The following is a 17511-nucleotide window of genomic DNA, read 5'->3' on the forward strand; positions in this document are numbered from 1 at the left end:
CGGTATTCGGTCACTGCTGTATTTTGGTCATTAACTGTTAAGAATGGCGCATTATCCAAACTTACTCCCGATTAGCAAGGCTTGCGGGCAGGAAATCCGTCAATACAGTGCGGAAAGTTCCGGTTTACAGCCAGACGGGAACTGTGATGTGATCAGCCCCGTCTTTTAACCCTGCCGGACTGTAATTCACCCATGATGGAAGCCCCCACTTTTTCGCCGCTGGTGCTCGACTGGTATCAGCGCTATGGCCGTAAAACGCTGCCGTGGCAACTCGCCAAAACGCCTTATAAAGTCTGGCTTTCAGAAGTGATGTTGCAGCAAACGCAGGTCGCGACCGTAATTCCGTATTTCGAACGGTTTATGGAACGCTTCCCGACAGTGTCCGATCTCGCCGCCGCCCCGCTCGATGAAGTGCTGCACCTGTGGACCGGCCTGGGGTATTACGCCCGCGCGCGTAACCTGCATAAAGCCGCGCAAACTATTGCCACTCAGCACAATGGCGTGTTTCCGACCACCTTTGATGAGATTCTCGCGCTGCCGGGCATTGGTCGTTCGACCGCAGGCGCGGTGCTGTCGCTGGCGTTAAACCAGCACTATCCCATTTTAGACGGTAACGTGAAGCGCGTGCTGGCCCGGTGTTATGCCGTTGACGGCTGGCCGGGCGAGAAGAAAACCGAGAACCGTCTGTGGAAGATCAGCGAAGACGTCACGCCTGCCGAAGGCGTCGCGCAGTTTAATCAGGCGATGATGGATCTCGGGGCGATGGTTTGCACCCGCAGCAAACCCAAATGCGAACTCTGCCCGGTGAAATCCGGCTGCGAAGCCTACGCGCATCACAGCTGGGCAAAATATCCGGGTAAAAAACCCAAGACCACGCTGCCGGAGAAAACGGCCTTTATGCTGATGATTCAGCAGGACGATAAAGTCTGGCTGGAGCAACGGCCGCCGGTGGGCCTGTGGGGCGGTTTATTCTGTTTCCCGCAATTTGCGACAGAAGACGAGCTGGCGCAGGGGCTTCAAAAATACGGTGTTACGCAAAATCAGTTGCAGCAGCAGACCGCTTTTCGACACACTTTCAGCCATTTCCATCTGGATATCGTGCCAATGTGGTTAAATCTGCGAACGGCAGCGGGTTGCATGGATGAAGGTGCGGGTCTCTGGTATAACTTAGCGCAACCTCAACAGGTCGGGCTGGCCGCGCCGGTCGAGCGTTTGCTGACGTCTTTGGCAAAACAGACCGATGGCAAAAAACCGTCCCAACAGAACGATCATAAGGAACTAGCATGAGCAGAACGATTTTTTGTACTTTCCTGAAACGCGATGCAGAAGGACAGGACTTCCAGCTGTATCCGGGCGAGATCGGCAAACGTATTTTCAACGAAATTTCGAAAGAAGCCTGGTCACAGTGGATGACCAAACAAACCATGCTGATCAACGAAAAGAAACTCAGCATGATGAACCCGGAAGACCGCAAACTGCTGGAACAGGAAATGGTTAACTTCCTGTTTGAAGGTCAGGATGTTCATATTGAAGGCTATACCCCGCCTTCAAAATAACGCTCAGCACAGACATTCAGGCAGGCTCGTGCGCAGCCTGCTTTTTTCACCAGAAATGGTTTTAAGATGAAGAAAATTTTAGCTTTGCTGGTTATCGCACCGATGCTGATTTCCTGCTCCGGCAGTAAGAAAGACCAGTTCAACGAAGCTTTCGTTAAAGACACCAACGCATTCGATATTTTGATGGGGCAGTTTGCCCATAACATCGAAAATATCTGGGGTATGAATGAAGTGCTGATTGCGGGTCCGAAGGACTACGTAAAGTATAGCGATCAGTATTACACCCGCAGCCACATCAACTTTGATGCGGGTACCATCACCCTTGAAACAATTTCCGGCACCGATCCGGCCGCCAGCCTGCGTCAGGCGATTATCAGCACATTGCTGGTCGGCGATGATCCGGGCAATGTCGACCTCTATTCTGACGCAAACGATATTCAGATCAGCCGTGAGCCGATGCTTTACGGGCAGGTTCTCGACAATACCGGCAAGCCCATCCGCTGGGAAGGCCGCGCAGCGAGCTTTGCTGATTATCTGATACAAAACAAACTGATGCGCCGTCAGTCCGGCATGCACATCATTTATTCCGTTACGATCCAGATGGTGCCGAACCACCTGAATCAGCGTGCGCATAAGTATCTGCCGATGATCCGCGAAGCGTCCGCCAAATACGGCGTCGATCAGTCGCTGATCCTGGCGATCATGCAGACCGAATCCGCCTTTAACCCGTATGCAGTCAGTAACGCCGATGCACTGGGCCTGATGCAGGTTGTGCAACATTCCGCCGGGGTTGACGTCTTTAAATCCGAAGGCAAATGGGGCAAACCGAGCCGCAGCTATCTGTTTGATCCGCAGAACAATATCAACACCGGCACCGCGTATCTGGCGATGCTGCAAACGGCGTATCTGGGCAACATCAGTAACCCGACGTCGCGCCGTTACGCCGTGATCACAGCCTACAACGGCGGTGCAGGCAGCGTGCTGCGCGTGTTCTCGCAGAACAAAACGCAGGCGTTCAACATCATCAACAACATGGCACCGGGCGATGTCTATACCACACTGACGACCAAACATCCGTCAGCCGAATCGCGCCGCTATCTGTACAAAGTGAATAACACGCAGCGCAGTTATCGCCGTGTAGACTGATGTGATTGCGGAATAAAAAACGGAGGCCAGCTGGCCTCCGTTTTCATTTCTGCGTGAGCGTAGAAGCGTGCAGATTACTCCGCGACGACGTAGCCCATAATGCGCTTCCAGCCGACCGGTTTCTTCTCGATATAAACACCCTGCAGTTCAGGCGAGAAGCCCGGCAACAGGTTAATTCCCTCTTCCAGCGCCATGAAGTAACGTTGCACAGCGCCGCCCCACAACTCGCCCGGCACGACACACAGAACGCCCGGCGGATACGGCAACGCGCCTTCTGCGGCAATACGCCCTTCGGCTTCACCGATGGGCACCAGCTCAATGTTATCTCGGATAAACTCGTTGTGAGCGTCCTGCGCGTTCATCACCACTTTCGGGAAACTCTTCTCGCGGAACATCTCTTTTTGCAGCTCTTTCACATCAAAACTGACGTACAGGTTATGCATTTCCTGACACAGCTGACGGATGGTGTAGTTGCGGTATCTGTCTTCATTTTTACGGTAAACGGTCGGCAACACTTCGCTCAGCGGCGCGTCTTCTTCGATGTACTGTTCGAAGCGAACCAGCTCTTCCACCAGCAACTGCATTTTGGCCGGCGTTTCGGCTGGCGTCAGCAGGAACAGGATCGAGTTAAGATCGCATTTCTCCGGGACGATGCCGTTTTCACGCAGGTAGTTCGCCAAAATGGTTGCGGGAATACCGAACTCGGTATATTTCCCGCTGGACGCATCAATGCCCGGCGTGGTCAGCAGCAGCTTGCACGGATCAACAAAATACTGTTTTTCCGCGTAACCCGAGAAAGCATGCCAGCGCTCGCCCGGCACAAAATCGAAGAAACGCACATCGTTCGCCATCTCAGCCGTTTCGTGATCCTGCCAGCGCTTACCGCCCACCGTCGGCGGAACAAACGGCAGAATCATCGAACACTGATCGAGCAACATTTTGCGGGTTTCGATGCCCAGCTTCACGCACTCCATCCACATATGTTTGCCGCTGCCACCGGCATGAATACGCGCGTTGACATCAAGCGCGGCAAAAAGCGGGTAAAACGGGCTGGTCGAGGCGTGCATCATGAACGCGTTATTCAGCTTCTTATGGCTGCAATGACGCTTCTGGCCTTTGATGTGATTGTCTTTTTTATGGATCTGCGACGTCTGCGAGAACCCGGCCTGCTGCTTATGCACGGATTGCGTGACGATAATCCCCGGATCATTTTCACTGAGTTCCAGCAGCAGCGGTGAGCACTCTTTCATCATCGGGATGAATTGCTCGTAACCGACCCATGCAGAATCAAAAAGAATGTAGTCGCACAGATGCCCGATTTTATCGACCACCTGACGTGCGTTATACACGGTGCCGTCATACGTGCCGAGCTGGATAATCGCCAGGCGGAACGGACGTTTTTCCGCGGCGCGGTGCGGCGCCACTTCTTTGATCTGCTTACGCAGATAAGCTTCATCGAAACAGGCCGCATCGATGCCGCCGATAAAACCAAACGGGTTGCGTGCGGTTTCGAGATACACCGGCGTCGCGCCTGCCTGAAGCAGTGCGCCGTGGTGGTTAGATTTATGGTTGTTACGGTCGAACAGCACCAGATCGTCGCGCGTCAGCAGCGCGTTGGTCACGACTTTGTTCGCCGCAGAAGTCCCGTTGAGCACAAAATAGGTTTTATCCGCGCTGAAGACTTTCGCCGCATACTTTTGCGCATCCTTCGCCGAACCTTCGTGGATCAGCAAATCGCCCAGTTTGACGTCGGCGTTACACATGTCGGAACGGAAAATGTTCGGGCCGTAAAAATCATAGAACTGACGCCCTGCCGGATGGCGACGGAAAAACTCACCGCCCTGATGCCCCGGACAGGCAAACGTCGCGTTCTCCATCTCAACATACTTTTTCAGCGTATCGAAAAACGGCGGGAACAAGGCTTCTTCATAGGCCTGCGCAGCCGATTCAATCTGTGCGGCATAGAACGCCTGATTGACATCGGAGAGCGTAATCACGCCTTTCAGCAACGGTAAAAACTCCGGTGAAATTTGCTCCGTTCCCTGCACTGCAACAAACGCGGGGATCCCGAAGCCCAGCGTTTCTATCTCCGCCAGCCTGCCGTGATTCAAATCCCCGACAGAAATAATGATGGCCGCCACGTCAGCATAATCGGCACGACGCAGATCGACGACCAGGCGGGACGTCTGGAGATAAGGGGCGACAGAAGCGCTTGCTGCAAGTTTTAAGTGTTTCATTCAGACTCTCAAACGGTTAAGTAAGAGGGTGTGCCACAGGGCACGGCAATGAGCTGGTTCTTACGTCTAAAAAGGGTTAGTGCGCAGAGTCCAGCCCGGCAAATGACGTTGGCCTGGGCGCGATGTCGAGTGTGATGAAACCATGCCGAGGGGCAAAGTGGTAACAAATCGACGTTCAGGCCCGGCCACGTCTGATAGACAACAGTAAAATCAGAAGTGCACTCTGTTTTTACTCATATCTAACAGCAGGCAAACGGTAGCCTTACCGCATGAAAGGATCTGCAAAAGGAGGAAAACTGAAATCATGGTGTTTACAGCACCCGGAGATCATCATCAGATTTTTTTTGCACTTACGAAAAGCGCGATGTGATAAACCAGCCATGCCGCAACCCTCTTGAGCTGTCGCGTGAAAACGGGATCAGAGTTGTTTAATAAATCGGCGCAATAATGGCATCTTTTATTCCCCTGTTCAACCCTGAACATTGCGGGAAATTCTTACAGAATGCGACACCACAAAACGCGAAAATTTGCCCCATCACGCCCTGTATTGGCAGGCGCTTTCCCGGTATCGTAAGTTAAATCGCCAAAATGCCGTAAAAAGCATCAGTCGGGTGACGAACCCCACCGAAGTGACAAAAAGCCGTTGACGACACATGCCCAATACGGTTTAATGCGCCCCGTTGCCCGGATAGCTCAGTCGGTAGAGCAAGGGATTGAAAATCCCTGTGTCCTTGGTTCGATTCCGAGTCCGGGCACCAAATTTAAAGAAACCAGCTTAACAGCTGGTTTTTTGCTTTCTGTCCTTTCTGTTTTTCTGGTTACGCGGGATCTTCCTTCAATCTCCGGTGATATCTCAATGAACGCTGTCTGTTATGTCCTGCTGATTCTGGCAGTCGGTGTCAGTCTCATCTCTCCTTATTCTGTCTGGGTTGGCTTAATGCTGATCAACGTGCTGACGTTGCTGATTTATGGTGCCGACAAGCTTGCCGCCCGCAAAAGTTGGCGGAGGATACCGGAAAACACATTACTGCTGTTCGGGCTGCTCGGAGGCTGGATTGGCGCACTGGCGGGTCAGCAAATTTTCCGGCATAAAACGCAGAAGCAGCCCTTCAGAACGAGATTTATGCTCAGTATCGCGGCCAACATCGCTGCTGTTTTACTGGCATTCTGGCTGGGATACGGACGGTAAAAAACGGGCAAAAAAAAGCCGGAGAATGTCAGCGCATTCTCCGGCTTTTTTATACATCTCAAAAACAGCGGCTGGCGTTATCCGTACAATTTCAGCCGCGCAGCCTTCTTCGCGCAGGCAAGATCCGCCTGAACCATCTCAATGACCATATCCTGTAACGACGTTTCCGGTGCCCAGCCGAGTTTACGACGCGCCTTGGTCGGATTTGCGCTAACTTCACACGCTTCGGCAGGCCGGATATAACGGGGATCGACCGCAACAACCACATCCCCCACTTTAAGGGCAGCCGCGACCGGGCTGATAATCGCGGTAATAATTCCCCGTTCTTCCACGCCTTTGCCGGTAAAGCGCAGCTTAATCCCCAGCTCCAGCGCAGCGAACGTCACAAACTGACGGACGGTATATTGCACGCCGGTGGCCACCACAAAATCCTCCGGGCTATCCTGCTGCAACATCAGCCACTGCATTTTGACGTAATCCCTGGCATGGCCCCAGTCACGCAGCGCATTCAGATTTCCCAGATGCAGGCACTTCTCCAGCCCCTGCGTAATGTTAGCCAGACTTCGGGTGATTTTACGCGTGACAAAGTTCTCGCTGCGACGCGGTGATTCATGATTAAAAAGAATACCGCTGCATGCATATAACCCGAACGTCTCGCGATAATTCACAATGGCCCAGAAATCAGAAATAGCGCTCGCGTACCAGGAAGGATAAATATTCAGACTGACCATTTCATTAATCGCAATGCCATTCACCAGGCCGCATAACGCCGAAGGCGATGCATGGTAATAACGCGTCTTCGTTTCCAGCCCGAGAACACGAATAGCCTCGAGCACTTTTAAAGCGCTGAATTCTCCCGTAGAAAACAGTTCATCCCCAAGGTCAGAAGATTCAGGCGACTGACCGGTTCCCCCCAAATTATAAACTTCGTCTGGCCGGATAATGGCGAGCAAATCGCGTGCCGTTCCCGTACTGATATCAGCATGGGCATAAATATGAAGATCAGAGGATTTATCGTGAAAATTACTGCCCGCATTACCGGCATTAAGCTGAACAACATTCCCGCCGATACCGTGAACAGTATAACCTTTCTTTAATAATAGCTCGGCAAGATAAGAACCATCCTGCCCGGTTATAGGGGTAATCAGTGCGACTTTAGACATATAAGATCCTTTGATTACAATTTAATAAACACATCAAGGCTGATGCCCGATTATAATCGTAAGGTTATTCACCAACAGAGGAATAGCGAACCAGAGATAAGATGCAGAACCCGGTAATAAATAGCATTAATCAGTTCGTAAGAATTAATAAATGACTTTCTTACTTTCATTAAACGCCAGCCATTTTGTTTTAATATATTCGTCTAACTCATTGTGAAAACGTTCTTCAGAAAACCGCAATGCATTGTTGCGGCAATTTACCGGCAGGAACGAATCTTGTATGGCCTCAAAATGCAAAACAGCGCGCAGCACTGAGTCTGCCGTTTGCTCAGCAAAGAAAATACCGGTCGGATTGGTTTCCCCATAAGGACGGATCGACTCCAGCACACCGCCTTTACCAAAGGCGATAACCGGCGTTCCGCAAGCCTGTGCTTCAACCGGCGTAATGCCAAAATCCTCTTCGGCAGCAAATACGAAGGCCTTAGCGCGACGCATATGATCCTGCATGACCTCGTCAGGCTGATACCCCAGGATCTGAACATTTTTGCCCGCCCTCGCCTTTATTTTGGCCATCTCAGAACCGTCACCAATGACCACCAGCTTTTTGTCCGGCATCAGGTTAAAAGCGTCCACAATGATGTCGATGCGTTTGTAGGGTACCATCCGGGATGCGGTAAAATAAAAATCCTCTTTATTCTCCTGCAACGTAAAGCGATCCACACTCACCGGCGGGTAAATAACATCGGCGTCGCGCCCGTAGACTTTTTTAATTCTTCGCGCAATGAAATGTGAATTCGCAATAAAATGATCCACACCGTTTGCTGTACGGTAATCCCAGATTCGTATTTTGTGCAAAAACCAGCGGGCAAGTTTACCCTTAAGCCCTTTATTTAATCCCGCTTCTCTGAGGTACTGATGCTGAAAATCCCAGGCATAACGTATCGGAGAATGTACATAACTGATGTGCAGCTGATCGGGCCCCGTGAGAACCCCTTTCGCCACGGCATGACTGCTGGAAAGAATAATATTATGTTTTGTCACATCAAGCTGCTCAATAGCTAAAGGCATCAGCGGCAAATATTGCTGATACTTTTTTTTTGCAAACGGCAGGCGTTGAATAAATGAAGTCGTGACATCTTTACCGTAAAATTGTTTCCTGGATTCATCAGAAAGAAAATCAACAACTGAGTAAAGTTCGGATTCAGGGTAAAGTTTTATAAATTCTGCAATAACCTTTTCTGCTCCGGCAAAAGTCACCAACCAGTCAGCGACAATCCCAACACTCACTTCATGTGACATTATCAGAACCTCATAAATTATTATTTTGATATGATGATTAAATTATTCGAATAAGAGAAAACGTGAAGCCTTCCGAATGATAAAAGTGAGTAACACGGACCCAACAGTGAGCGGTTATTACTCACCTGAAATTTACTGATAAGAAATTACATACTGCGGAGAATAGAAAGTATTCTTCTGGTCTGCTCCTGCATCAGTTTTGAATTCGCTCTGGATTCCACATTCAGGCGCACGACCGGTTCAGTATTTGAGCTGCGAAGATTAAAACGCCACTCGTCAAACTCAAGGCTGATACCGTCAGTATGATCCACATTAATGGCTTCATCTTCATAAACCGCCAGTACGCGTGCGATAGATTCTTTTGGTTGGTGCAGGAAGCTGTTTATTTCACCCGATGCCGGGTAAGCAACAATGCGGTCATTAATCAGTTGCCTCAGGGATTGCCCTTTCAGATGCAATAACTCGGCAACCAGCAACCACGGGATCATCCCGCTGTCACAATAATAAAAATCCCGGAAATAGTGATGCGCACTCATCTCACCACCGTAAACCGCATTCTCCAGACGCATACGTTCTTTAATAAAGGCGTGTCCCGTTTTGGACATCACGGGGATCCCCCCGCACCGTTCACAATATCAATGGTATTCCAGCTTAAACGCGGGTCATGGATAATGCGGGATTGCGGGTATTTCTCAAGGAAAGCCTCTGCCAGTAACCCGACAATATAATAACCTTCGATGAAATTACCCTGGTCATCAAACAGGAAACACCGGTCGAAATCACCGTCAAAAGCAATCCCCATATCGGCGTTGTGTTTGATAATCGCATCGGTGGTGTCCTGACGACATTCCGGTAACAGCGGATTCGGGATCCCGTTAGGGAAAGTGCCGTCTGGCTGATGATGAACCTTGATGAACTCAACCGGCGCACCCGCCTGTTTGAATCGCGCTTCAATGCCATCAATAACATGCCCGGCAGCGCCATTCCCTGAGTTGATGACCAGCTTCAGCGGACGGGTGAAATTAGTTAAATCGACATAGCTGAGTAATTTATCGATATACGCTTCTAAAACAGAAGCCTGCTCGTATTTCCCGCGCTGCTCAGGGTCAGCGGGCGAAAAGTTATTCTCTTCTGCCAGCCGTTGTATTTCCCCAAGCCCCGTATCTCCGCTTATTGGTTTAGATTCTTCACGAACCAGCTTCATGCCATTATAATTCATCGGATTATGGCTGGCCGTCACTTCTATTCCGCCATCCAGTGCCAGATACGACGTCGCGAAATAGATTTCTTCCGTTCCGGTCACACCAATATCCACAACGTCCGTGCCGGAATCCTGCAACCCTCTCGCCAGCGCAAGTTTTAACGCTTCGCTGGTTAAACGAATATCTCCACCTAATACCATTTTTTTTGGCTTTAAATATTCACCGTAAGCCCGACCAATCCGGTAAGCGATATCTTCATTAAGTTCAACGCCCAGTTCACCGCGAATATCGTAAGCTTTAAAGCAGGTCAATTTATCTGACATCATTCATCCCCAAATTAACAACGACCATAGTGGTCTTGTGTACGGACAATATCGTCATCCTCCAGATAGGAGCCTGACTGTATTTCCAGAAGTTCGAGCGGGATCTTGCCGGGGTTCTCCAGCCTGTGCTGTGCCCCGATAGGAATAAACGTTGACTGGTTTTCGGTCAGAAGGAAGTTTTCATCATTAATGGTGACTCTGGCCGTGCCTGAAAGAATGACCCAATGCTCGGCACGGTGATGATGCATTTGCAGGGAGAACTGCCCGCCAGGTTTAACCGTTATACGGTTAACGTGATATCTCGGCGTATTAACCACAATATCGTTTCTGCCCCACGGGCGATAAGACTCGCGATGTAAACGATATTCCCGGCGCTGAGTACTCTTTAAATATTCAACAACTTTCTTAACGTCCTGTACCTGGGATTTATCAATCACTAAGACGGCATCCTTGGTATTGACAATCACCAGATTTTCAACGCCAATTGCTGCGACAAGTTTTTCGTCGGTATTGATATAACAGTTCTCTGCATTGTGAGTAAAAACATCGCCGGTTACGGCATTCCCTTCGGTATTTTTATTATTCACATCCCACAATGCGGCCCATGAACCGATATCATTCCAGCCAGCATCTAACGGAACCACAATGGCATCGGTCGTTTTTTCCATGACCGCATAATCCACAGACTCATCCGGACAGGCAGAAAACGATTCCTTATCGACGCGGATAAAATTCTGTTGCGCATCAGGTTCGAGGGTTTCGATAGCTTTCAGGCAGGCTTGCAGAATATCGGGCCGGAAGGTGGCCATTTCTTCGAGGAAACGTTTTGCCCGGAACAGGAACATCCCGCTGTTCCAGTAGTATTCCCCGGTCTCGAGATATTGCATTGCCGTCGGTAAATTAGGTTTCTCAACAAAACGTTGCACACGAAAAACAGATTCCGCGTTACTGCTCAGTTCCATTCCGCGCTGGATATACCCATATCCGGTTTCAGGGCCAGTCGGCACTATACCGAACGTCACCAGCTTCCCCTGCTCCGCAAACGGAATGGCACTTTGCACCGCCTGGTGAAAGGCTTCCGTATTTTCAATAACATGGTCAGCCGCCAGAACCAATAATAAAGGATCGCTGTTTTCATCGATTGCGCTGAGTGCCGCCAGCGTAATCGCCGGCGCGGTATTACGCCCGACAGGTTCCAGAATAATATTTTTCGAAAGCCGGTTTATCTGCCGTAACTGTTCAGCAACCAAAAACCGATGCTCTTCATTACAAATAACCAAAGGTTCAGAAGCCCCTAAACCCTTTAATCGGGTTACAGTTTCCTGCAACATAGATTGCTCGCCATGCAGGCGAAGAAATTGTTTAGGATAAAGTTCACGAGACATTGGCCATAAACGACTGCCGGTTCCACCGGCCATAATGACGGGAAGGATCATAGATACCCTCTTAAGTTAATTTAAACTACTTCTTAATATTCAATGTTGATTTTTAATAACCAACATCAATTCATTTTTAAATTCAATAAAACGTTACTAATTTTAAAAAAACAGAACCATGTCAAGAGAGTTTATCTATTCACTTACAGGCACCGGAAAAGTAGAAGTAGAAGTAGAAGTAGAAGTAGAAAAGCGATCAAATCTTGGTCAATTAAAAAAGAAAGTACAACTTCCTTCTTAGCTTAAAAATAACAAAAGAAATAAAAGCTGAAACAGCAACAGTCAGCAGATAGGTCTCTACAATTGGAAGCTCTTCATAACGCTGAATAAAATATATGACATAAGGATGTACAAAGTAGATTGCAGTACTTATCAGAGCAATATTTTTGGATTGGAAACTATTAAAATACAATCTATTATTTTTCATGAGGATGATGAAAATCATAGGGCAAAACGCAAGCAAGGAAATAATAAAATCAATATGATATGACAAAACGGAAAAAATGAATTTTTTCGTAAGATACAGTTCTAAAACCAAGATGAACGCAGACATAATCAATACGAATAAAACCATAGTTCTATTTACTTTACTAATCACATCATGTTTTGCGATAAAATACCCTAAAAACATCATGGGTAACCCGAAGAATAATCCATTACGGAATATCCAATACTGAGAGAATACCTTAAAATAGAAACCGTCAATACTCAGAAATATTCTAGCATATTGCAAAAACCATCCTGTCAGATAAAGAAATGCACAGAACATCAATGTGTATCGACTATCCCTCAAATAAAAAAGCCCTGCCCCCCCAATATCATCGCAGAAACATACCATAAGTGGTGGTATCCAAAAATTATTTCTGAAGCAAACACAACTAACTTTTGACCACTCATACCATCAAACGGAAAATAGAGCGGCAAATAAATAATCTGCCATGACATGAAAAGAACAACAGCTCGTCTTAGCCAAATCTTGAAACTAGCTACATCGGTAACATTTTTCTCAAAAAAGTAACCATTAATGATGAAAAATATTGGAACAGCTATTCTGAAAAATCCATCGACCGTAAAAAAGTTCAAAACAGGATTGTCTGAAAAAACATTTACATGAATTGCAACTACCATCAAAATAAGTATTAACCTGAAAATATCAGCTGCCTGATTTCTTTCTTTTAAAGTATGAGACATCAATTTTCACCTAAGTTATACGTCCATAAGAACCACTCACTTTAATTGTGAATTTATAAAGTTATTATCGTGTTGAAGTCGTTGAAGCAATTCCCCAGAATACGTAACCTGATCAGGAGGTAAGAAAATTGAGTTTTGCGTTGCATTACTGTTTCGTAAAACAATATTAAAATTAGAATTTATTGATACCACATTTTTTATAATATTAAATTTAGAGTAAACAGTCATTACAGCATCACAATTCACACCTTCAATTTCATTAAAGTAATTTGGTTTTTTTGGGTTTAACGTATCTGCAAGACTATAAAACACTGACACAGCTGTTTTAGCATTTCCGACATGGATATCTTCAACAATGCAGCCTGAAGAGTTATTAATTAGAACCCCTTCGGAAGTTACCGTTCTTCCCAGGTCGGGGATTCTGATATTTCTGATGGTACAATCTTCACATAAATTTGTAGCAACCCCACTACCATTCATTGTACCGTCAGTGATTGGCAACTCTTGAGTGGCATTCTCAATAATGCAGTTTGTTGAATTTGCGATAAACCCAATTGAGTAATATGTTCTTTTCAAATCAGGGCTAATAACATAGAGGTTTCGTGCGGAGCAGTTATGATTAGAAGGCGTTTCGGGGGGAACATCTGACCCCATGCCGATCAACTGAGTCCAGCCAACGCCCCATATATTATATGCGTGACAATCCCGTGCATTGACAAAATTAATACCGTACCCGCCCCAACCGTCATTTCCATGACTTGAAAATTTAGCCTCTATGGATATGTCATGTATTATTGACTTCTCTGCCTGGAGAAATTCGGGGTTATCTCGAAGGTACTGTCTTTGTGATGGATTTTTAAATTCAGGATTGTTCGTCGTTTGATTTTTCTTCTGCAAATACCACTGCCTTGCATATGCCTTATTTGCCTCCATACTCGAACCGATAACAAAACCACCTCGCCCTTTAATGAATAAAGGGTCTTCAAAGACAATTTTCGTTGATTTTCCGTTGCCATATAGCTCAGTGTTTGAGGATAAATAAACGGGAAATGACAACTTATAATTTTTAACGGGGTCTGGAATAAAAATTTTTGCCCCCCCGGATTTTTCAGCAAAATCACAGGCTTTCTGAAATGCCTGAGAATCATCAGTAACGCCGTCGCCCTTAGCACCAAAATCAAGTACATTTATAGAAGTAATAGTTTTATTCAACGATGAGGAGTAAGCACTTTTTATATAAATAAAGTAAGCTAAGGTACCCAGCGTTGTGGCCTTAATAAAATGCCTTCTGGCAGGGTCATCACATTTTTCCAGGCCACTATTTCTAAATATCATTCATCACCTCAAGGGCAGAAATCAGACTACCTCTTCTTATAGATAGCCATTGTAAACAAGAAGAATGGTACACATATCCAGAAAGTAGTGATATCAATAAAAATGCCAGAAACAATATAGGCAATAATGAGTGGGAACTTTTCTCTATTGTTTTTATAGACAAAGGTACTCAGAGAGAAAAGAAAAGACAGATAAAGAAGTAGTCCCACGATACCTGTTTCTACTGACAGTGAGAGAAACATGTTATCGGGAATCAAGCCATATTTCTCCGTGGACAACCTGTAACCTACACCTAACAATGGGTTATCACCCACAAGACCCAATAACAGTGACCAGGTAGCTAACCGCCCGGAGCTGATATCCTCCTGATTTGCACCTGAAATCCTTGCCCAGAAGGAAATCAAATATTCATTGTTCATTCCGAAGATAAAAAACGCCACTACGACAAGAACAATCAGAAATAGCGTAGCTGGTTTTATTTTTCGCTCTAATAAGAAACTTACCAGAAGATAGACAATAACCGCAACGATCAGACTTCTTGACATTGAAAGATAGATGTTAATAAGAAAACACAATAGCAACCCAAAGAAAATTAATTTATTTTTTCCTATCCGCTTAAGTTCAATAAATGCAGTGATCCCCAAAAGAAAAACCAGATTACTATAAGCACTTGAATCTTTCGCAACTCCGCCGGCACGGAACACATACCCCATTCCCGGGTATTTGTACATTTGAGTTGCGGTAAGTGAGGGATACTGAAATATGAAACCGATAGTAGCTTCTAACGTCACTAATACAAATAAAACAACGAAAAATATTGTAGCATGTTTATGCTGACTTTCATTAACCCCCCGGCTAAACGCCAGAATCAGAACACCGGGCAGGTACATTTCCAACATTCTAAAATAACGTAGATAAGCAGAAACATGGTCTGCGGTACCAGGATAATCAAAATAACTGTAGGTAATTCCGAGTAAAACCCACACAACCCAGGCAAAAATGAATAGAAGAATATAGAATATTTGGTTGTTTCTTTTCCTCTTAGACAATAAAAATAACAGCACAGAAAATATCATTAAAGGAAATGCAATTTCCAGTCCGGACACATTCCCTCGTCCAAATGGAATTAACGTTATGATAGCTAACGCAATACAAAAAAATTGTATTGCAAGACTATCTTTATTAATGCGTTGCATAAAAAACCTTCATGGTTATCTTAAAATATCTGAATATAAATTCAATTCAGCAAGATATGTTTCTTCAGGAGAAAATCGCTTAATAATAAAATCCTTTGCATTATTTTTTATTGCAGTATTATCTTTTTTAACAAATTTAAGCTTTTCTGCAAGTTGCTCAATATTTCCTAATTCATACAGATAACCGGTAATATTATCTTTTATTAATTCGGCATTGCCACCTGAATCTGATGCCAGAACTGGAATTTCGTAGAGTTGAGTCTCAAAAATAACCCTCCCCAGTGGCTCCCGATCGGACGGAACGCATACAAGATTAACATCGTTGAGCTGATCACGCACATCCGAAATAAACCCCGTGAACTTGACTCGGTTCTGAAGTTGATGCTCCTGTACATATTGCAACAAGGTTCTGTAATATTCTTTATCTTTTTCAGAACTGCGTGGTTCACCAATAAAGCGAAGTATAATGTCAGGGTCATTCAGCAATGAAAAAGCTTGAAGAACTTCCATTTGATTTTTCACTTCCGTAATTGCACCCACAACAGCAATAACATAATTATTACTTTTACCTGTGGAATAACCACTGGCTTTTTTTAAAAACTTCAGGTCGAGAGGGTTATAAATGACTTTTACTTTCGATAACGAATCTGAAACACGGTCAAATGTGTTTTTAACATATTCGGAGTTTGCTAAAACCACAGTAGACAACCGGTAAATTACGTTATCGACAACACCATGATTGGATAAATCAATGCCGCACCGTGCTCTGAAAATAGTTTTGCGTCCAAAGACTCTGAAAGAAGGCATTGCAAATAAACCATCATAGAATGTATTGCAATGTACAATTGAGTAATGCCTGCTTTTCCATAATGTTTTCAGTGCTAAATTCACCCCCCCAAAAGCCTGGAGTTTAGAGGTTTACTGTCTATATAAAATATGACTTTCTCATCTACCCCAGACATTAATAATTCTTTTTTGTATTTATCATTTCTTTTATCAATTAGAATATTAAAGTCTACTTTTTTATTTATTTTTTCTAATAATGCAATAAGACTTCTCTGGCCGCCCGCAACGTCATGGCAAGTATCTACGTACAAGACTTTCTCTTTTTTCATGGTAATTTCTCTTACTGAAAATTCACTTAAAGGTTAAATCAGCGAGTTTTGACCAAGTGAATTTCTTCACTTCATCCATGCAGTTATTACTAAACCGGATAAGCGTCTCTCTCTCCTGGTAGAGTTTGAGTATTGCATGTGATATTGCTTCGATATTCTCAGTAACCACTAATCCTGTTGTGTTGTTTTTCACTACCTCACTGATGGCTCCGACATCAGTGGCAATAGAAGGGACACCATGTTTTGCTGCTTCAAGAAAAACGAGGCCAAACCCTTCAATCTTCTTATTACTGTGTCTGGCTGCAAGAACAAAAACCTTGCTGTCCCGGTAGACTTCGGTTAATTCTCTGTCATCTACGCCAGAGCGTATTGTTAGGGTAACCTTTTTATCTTCTGCCAGTTTCCTCATTTCATCTTTGTATTCATCACTGCCGTTACCGACGATGGTGTAAATTATTTTTTCCCTGATGTCGTCGGGGAGCAGACCTAAAGCACTTATCACATAATCATACCCCTTGCGGCTGTCTAATCTTCCCACAGTTAATATCTTGAAAACATCAGAATTCACGTCTCTGATATAGTCATCATTACTGATGTATATATCCTGCGTTACCCCAAGATAAGTCACTACTACCGGAATACTTTTCGGAATCCTATGATTCTCCAGGAGAATGCGTTTTGTATAATGACTGTTCGTGAAAATAGATAACACATCAGAAAACAGATCAAGTGACTTTGCAAAAATCGCCGCTTTACCATTTTTTAAATTCAACACTTCACTCCCATGAAGCATGAGATTAAACTTAATCTTTTTCCTTAATCTGAATTTATTAACAAATTGAATGGCAACCCAAAATGGCCAGTCGGCAACCAGAACAAAATCATATTGTTCGAAATCAATTGACCGTACTTTTTTAATTAACTTAGGAAGATGCCAATATTTAAATTGCCCACCGGAAAAGAGATTAAGTGTTACACCCTGACTGAATTCATGTCCTTTCAGCGTGGCGTCATATTCCGGTGCGACGAGCGTAACAGAACAAGTGTCTTTAATAACATTAATGACCTCTTCACAGTACCTTCCTATCCCCCCTTGAAGGGATAAAATTCATTGGTCAGTATT

At 45.4% G+C, this 17511-nt stretch carries 14 protein-coding genes, 1 tRNA gene and 1 pseudogene; 5 read left to right on the forward strand and 11 right to left on the reverse strand.

The window, feature by feature from the left end:
- Positions 1-192: 192 nt before the first annotated feature.
- From mutY to mltC, 3 genes are all read left to right on the forward strand, one after another.
- The gene (gene mutY, locus BV494_RS12825; RefSeq protein WP_192938006.1) at positions 193-1287 is read left to right on the forward strand and encodes an A/G-specific adenine glycosylase; all 1095 of its coding nucleotides are present in this window, start codon (positions 193-195) and stop codon (positions 1285-1287) included.
- Positions 1284-1556, forward strand: a complete 273-nt coding sequence (locus tag BV494_RS12830; protein WP_104923222.1) for an oxidative damage protection protein — start codon at positions 1284-1286, stop codon at positions 1554-1556. The genes mutY and BV494_RS12830 overlap by 4 nt, the downstream gene beginning before the upstream one ends.
- Before the next feature lie 66 nt (positions 1557-1622).
- Positions 1623-2702, forward strand: a complete 1080-nt coding sequence (gene mltC / locus BV494_RS12835) for a membrane-bound lytic murein transglycosylase MltC (RefSeq protein ID WP_104923223.1) — start codon at positions 1623-1625, stop codon at positions 2700-2702.
- 74 nt (positions 2703-2776) lie between these two features.
- On the opposite strand, the gene speF is transcribed toward mltC, so the two are convergent.
- Positions 2777-4939 carry an ornithine decarboxylase SpeF gene (gene speF, locus BV494_RS12840; protein WP_104923224.1) on the reverse strand — a complete coding sequence of 721 codons (2163 nt, stop codon included), beginning with the start codon at positions 4937-4939 and terminating at the stop codon, positions 2777-2779.
- A 682-nt stretch (positions 4940-5621) separates the two neighbouring features.
- On the opposite strand from speF, the gene BV494_RS12845 reads away from it, so the two are divergent.
- Both BV494_RS12845 and BV494_RS12850 read left to right on the forward strand, forming a co-directional pair.
- Positions 5622-5697 (forward strand) — tRNA-Phe (locus tag BV494_RS12845).
- A gap of 98 nt (positions 5698-5795) precedes the next feature.
- A complete protein-coding gene (locus tag BV494_RS12850) occupies positions 5796-6128 on the forward strand; it encodes a DUF1294 domain-containing protein (RefSeq protein ID WP_104923225.1) in 333 nt (110 codons plus the stop codon).
- Between the two features lie 77 nt (positions 6129-6205).
- Here the strand turns inward: BV494_RS12850 and BV494_RS12855 are convergent, their stop codons facing one another.
- From BV494_RS12855 to BV494_RS12900, 10 genes and pseudogenes are all read right to left on the reverse strand, one after another.
- Positions 6206-7291, reverse strand: a complete 1086-nt coding sequence (locus tag BV494_RS12855; RefSeq protein ID WP_104923226.1) for a GDP-mannose 4,6-dehydratase — start codon at positions 7289-7291, stop codon at positions 6206-6208.
- Between the two features lie 144 nt (positions 7292-7435).
- Positions 7436-8590, reverse strand: coding sequence for a glycosyltransferase family 4 protein (locus BV494_RS12860; protein WP_104923227.1), 1155 nt, complete (start codon positions 8588-8590; stop codon positions 7436-7438).
- A 146-nt stretch (positions 8591-8736) separates the two neighbouring features.
- Positions 8737-10115, reverse strand: a pseudogene (cpsG, locus tag BV494_RS12865) (phosphomannomutase CpsG).
- Positions 10116-10129: 14 nt separating this feature from the next.
- Complete coding sequence (locus BV494_RS12870) at positions 10130-11551, reverse strand: mannose-1-phosphate guanylyltransferase/mannose-6-phosphate isomerase (RefSeq protein WP_104923228.1); 1422 nt, start codon at positions 11549-11551, stop codon at positions 10130-10132.
- A 789-nt stretch (positions 11552-12340) separates the two neighbouring features.
- Positions 12341-12742 carry an acyltransferase family protein gene (locus BV494_RS12880; protein ID WP_104923230.1) on the reverse strand — a complete coding sequence of 134 codons (402 nt, stop codon included), beginning with the start codon at positions 12740-12742 and terminating at the stop codon, positions 12341-12343.
- 36 nt (positions 12743-12778) lie between these two features.
- Positions 12779-14077, reverse strand: a complete 1299-nt coding sequence (locus BV494_RS12885) for a glycosyl hydrolase family 28-related protein (RefSeq protein WP_104923231.1) — start codon at positions 14075-14077, stop codon at positions 12779-12781.
- 26 nt (positions 14078-14103) lie between these two features.
- Positions 14104-15273, reverse strand: a complete 1170-nt coding sequence (locus tag BV494_RS12890) for an O-antigen ligase family protein (protein ID WP_104923232.1) — start codon at positions 15271-15273, stop codon at positions 14104-14106.
- 15 nt (positions 15274-15288) lie between these two features.
- Positions 15289-16164: a glycosyltransferase family 4 protein gene (locus tag BV494_RS12895; protein WP_226789974.1), complete on the reverse strand. Its 876-nt coding sequence runs from the start codon at positions 16162-16164 to the stop codon at positions 15289-15291.
- Positions 16161-16388 (reverse strand): hypothetical protein, encoded by a 228-nt coding sequence (locus BV494_RS26090; protein ID WP_226789975.1) that lies wholly within the window; start codon positions 16386-16388, stop codon positions 16161-16163. Before BV494_RS26090 ends, BV494_RS12895 begins: the two co-directional genes overlap by 4 nt.
- A gap of 22 nt (positions 16389-16410) precedes the next feature.
- Positions 16411-17496 carry a glycosyltransferase family 4 protein gene (locus tag BV494_RS12900; protein WP_226790082.1) on the reverse strand — a complete coding sequence of 362 codons (1086 nt, stop codon included), beginning with the start codon at positions 17494-17496 and terminating at the stop codon, positions 16411-16413.
- Between the last annotated feature and the right edge of the window lie 15 nt (positions 17497-17511).

Origin of the sequence: Rahnella sikkimica, assembly GCF_002951615.1 — a bacterium.
Lineage (GTDB): Bacteria > Pseudomonadota > Gammaproteobacteria > Enterobacterales > Enterobacteriaceae > Rahnella > Rahnella sikkimica.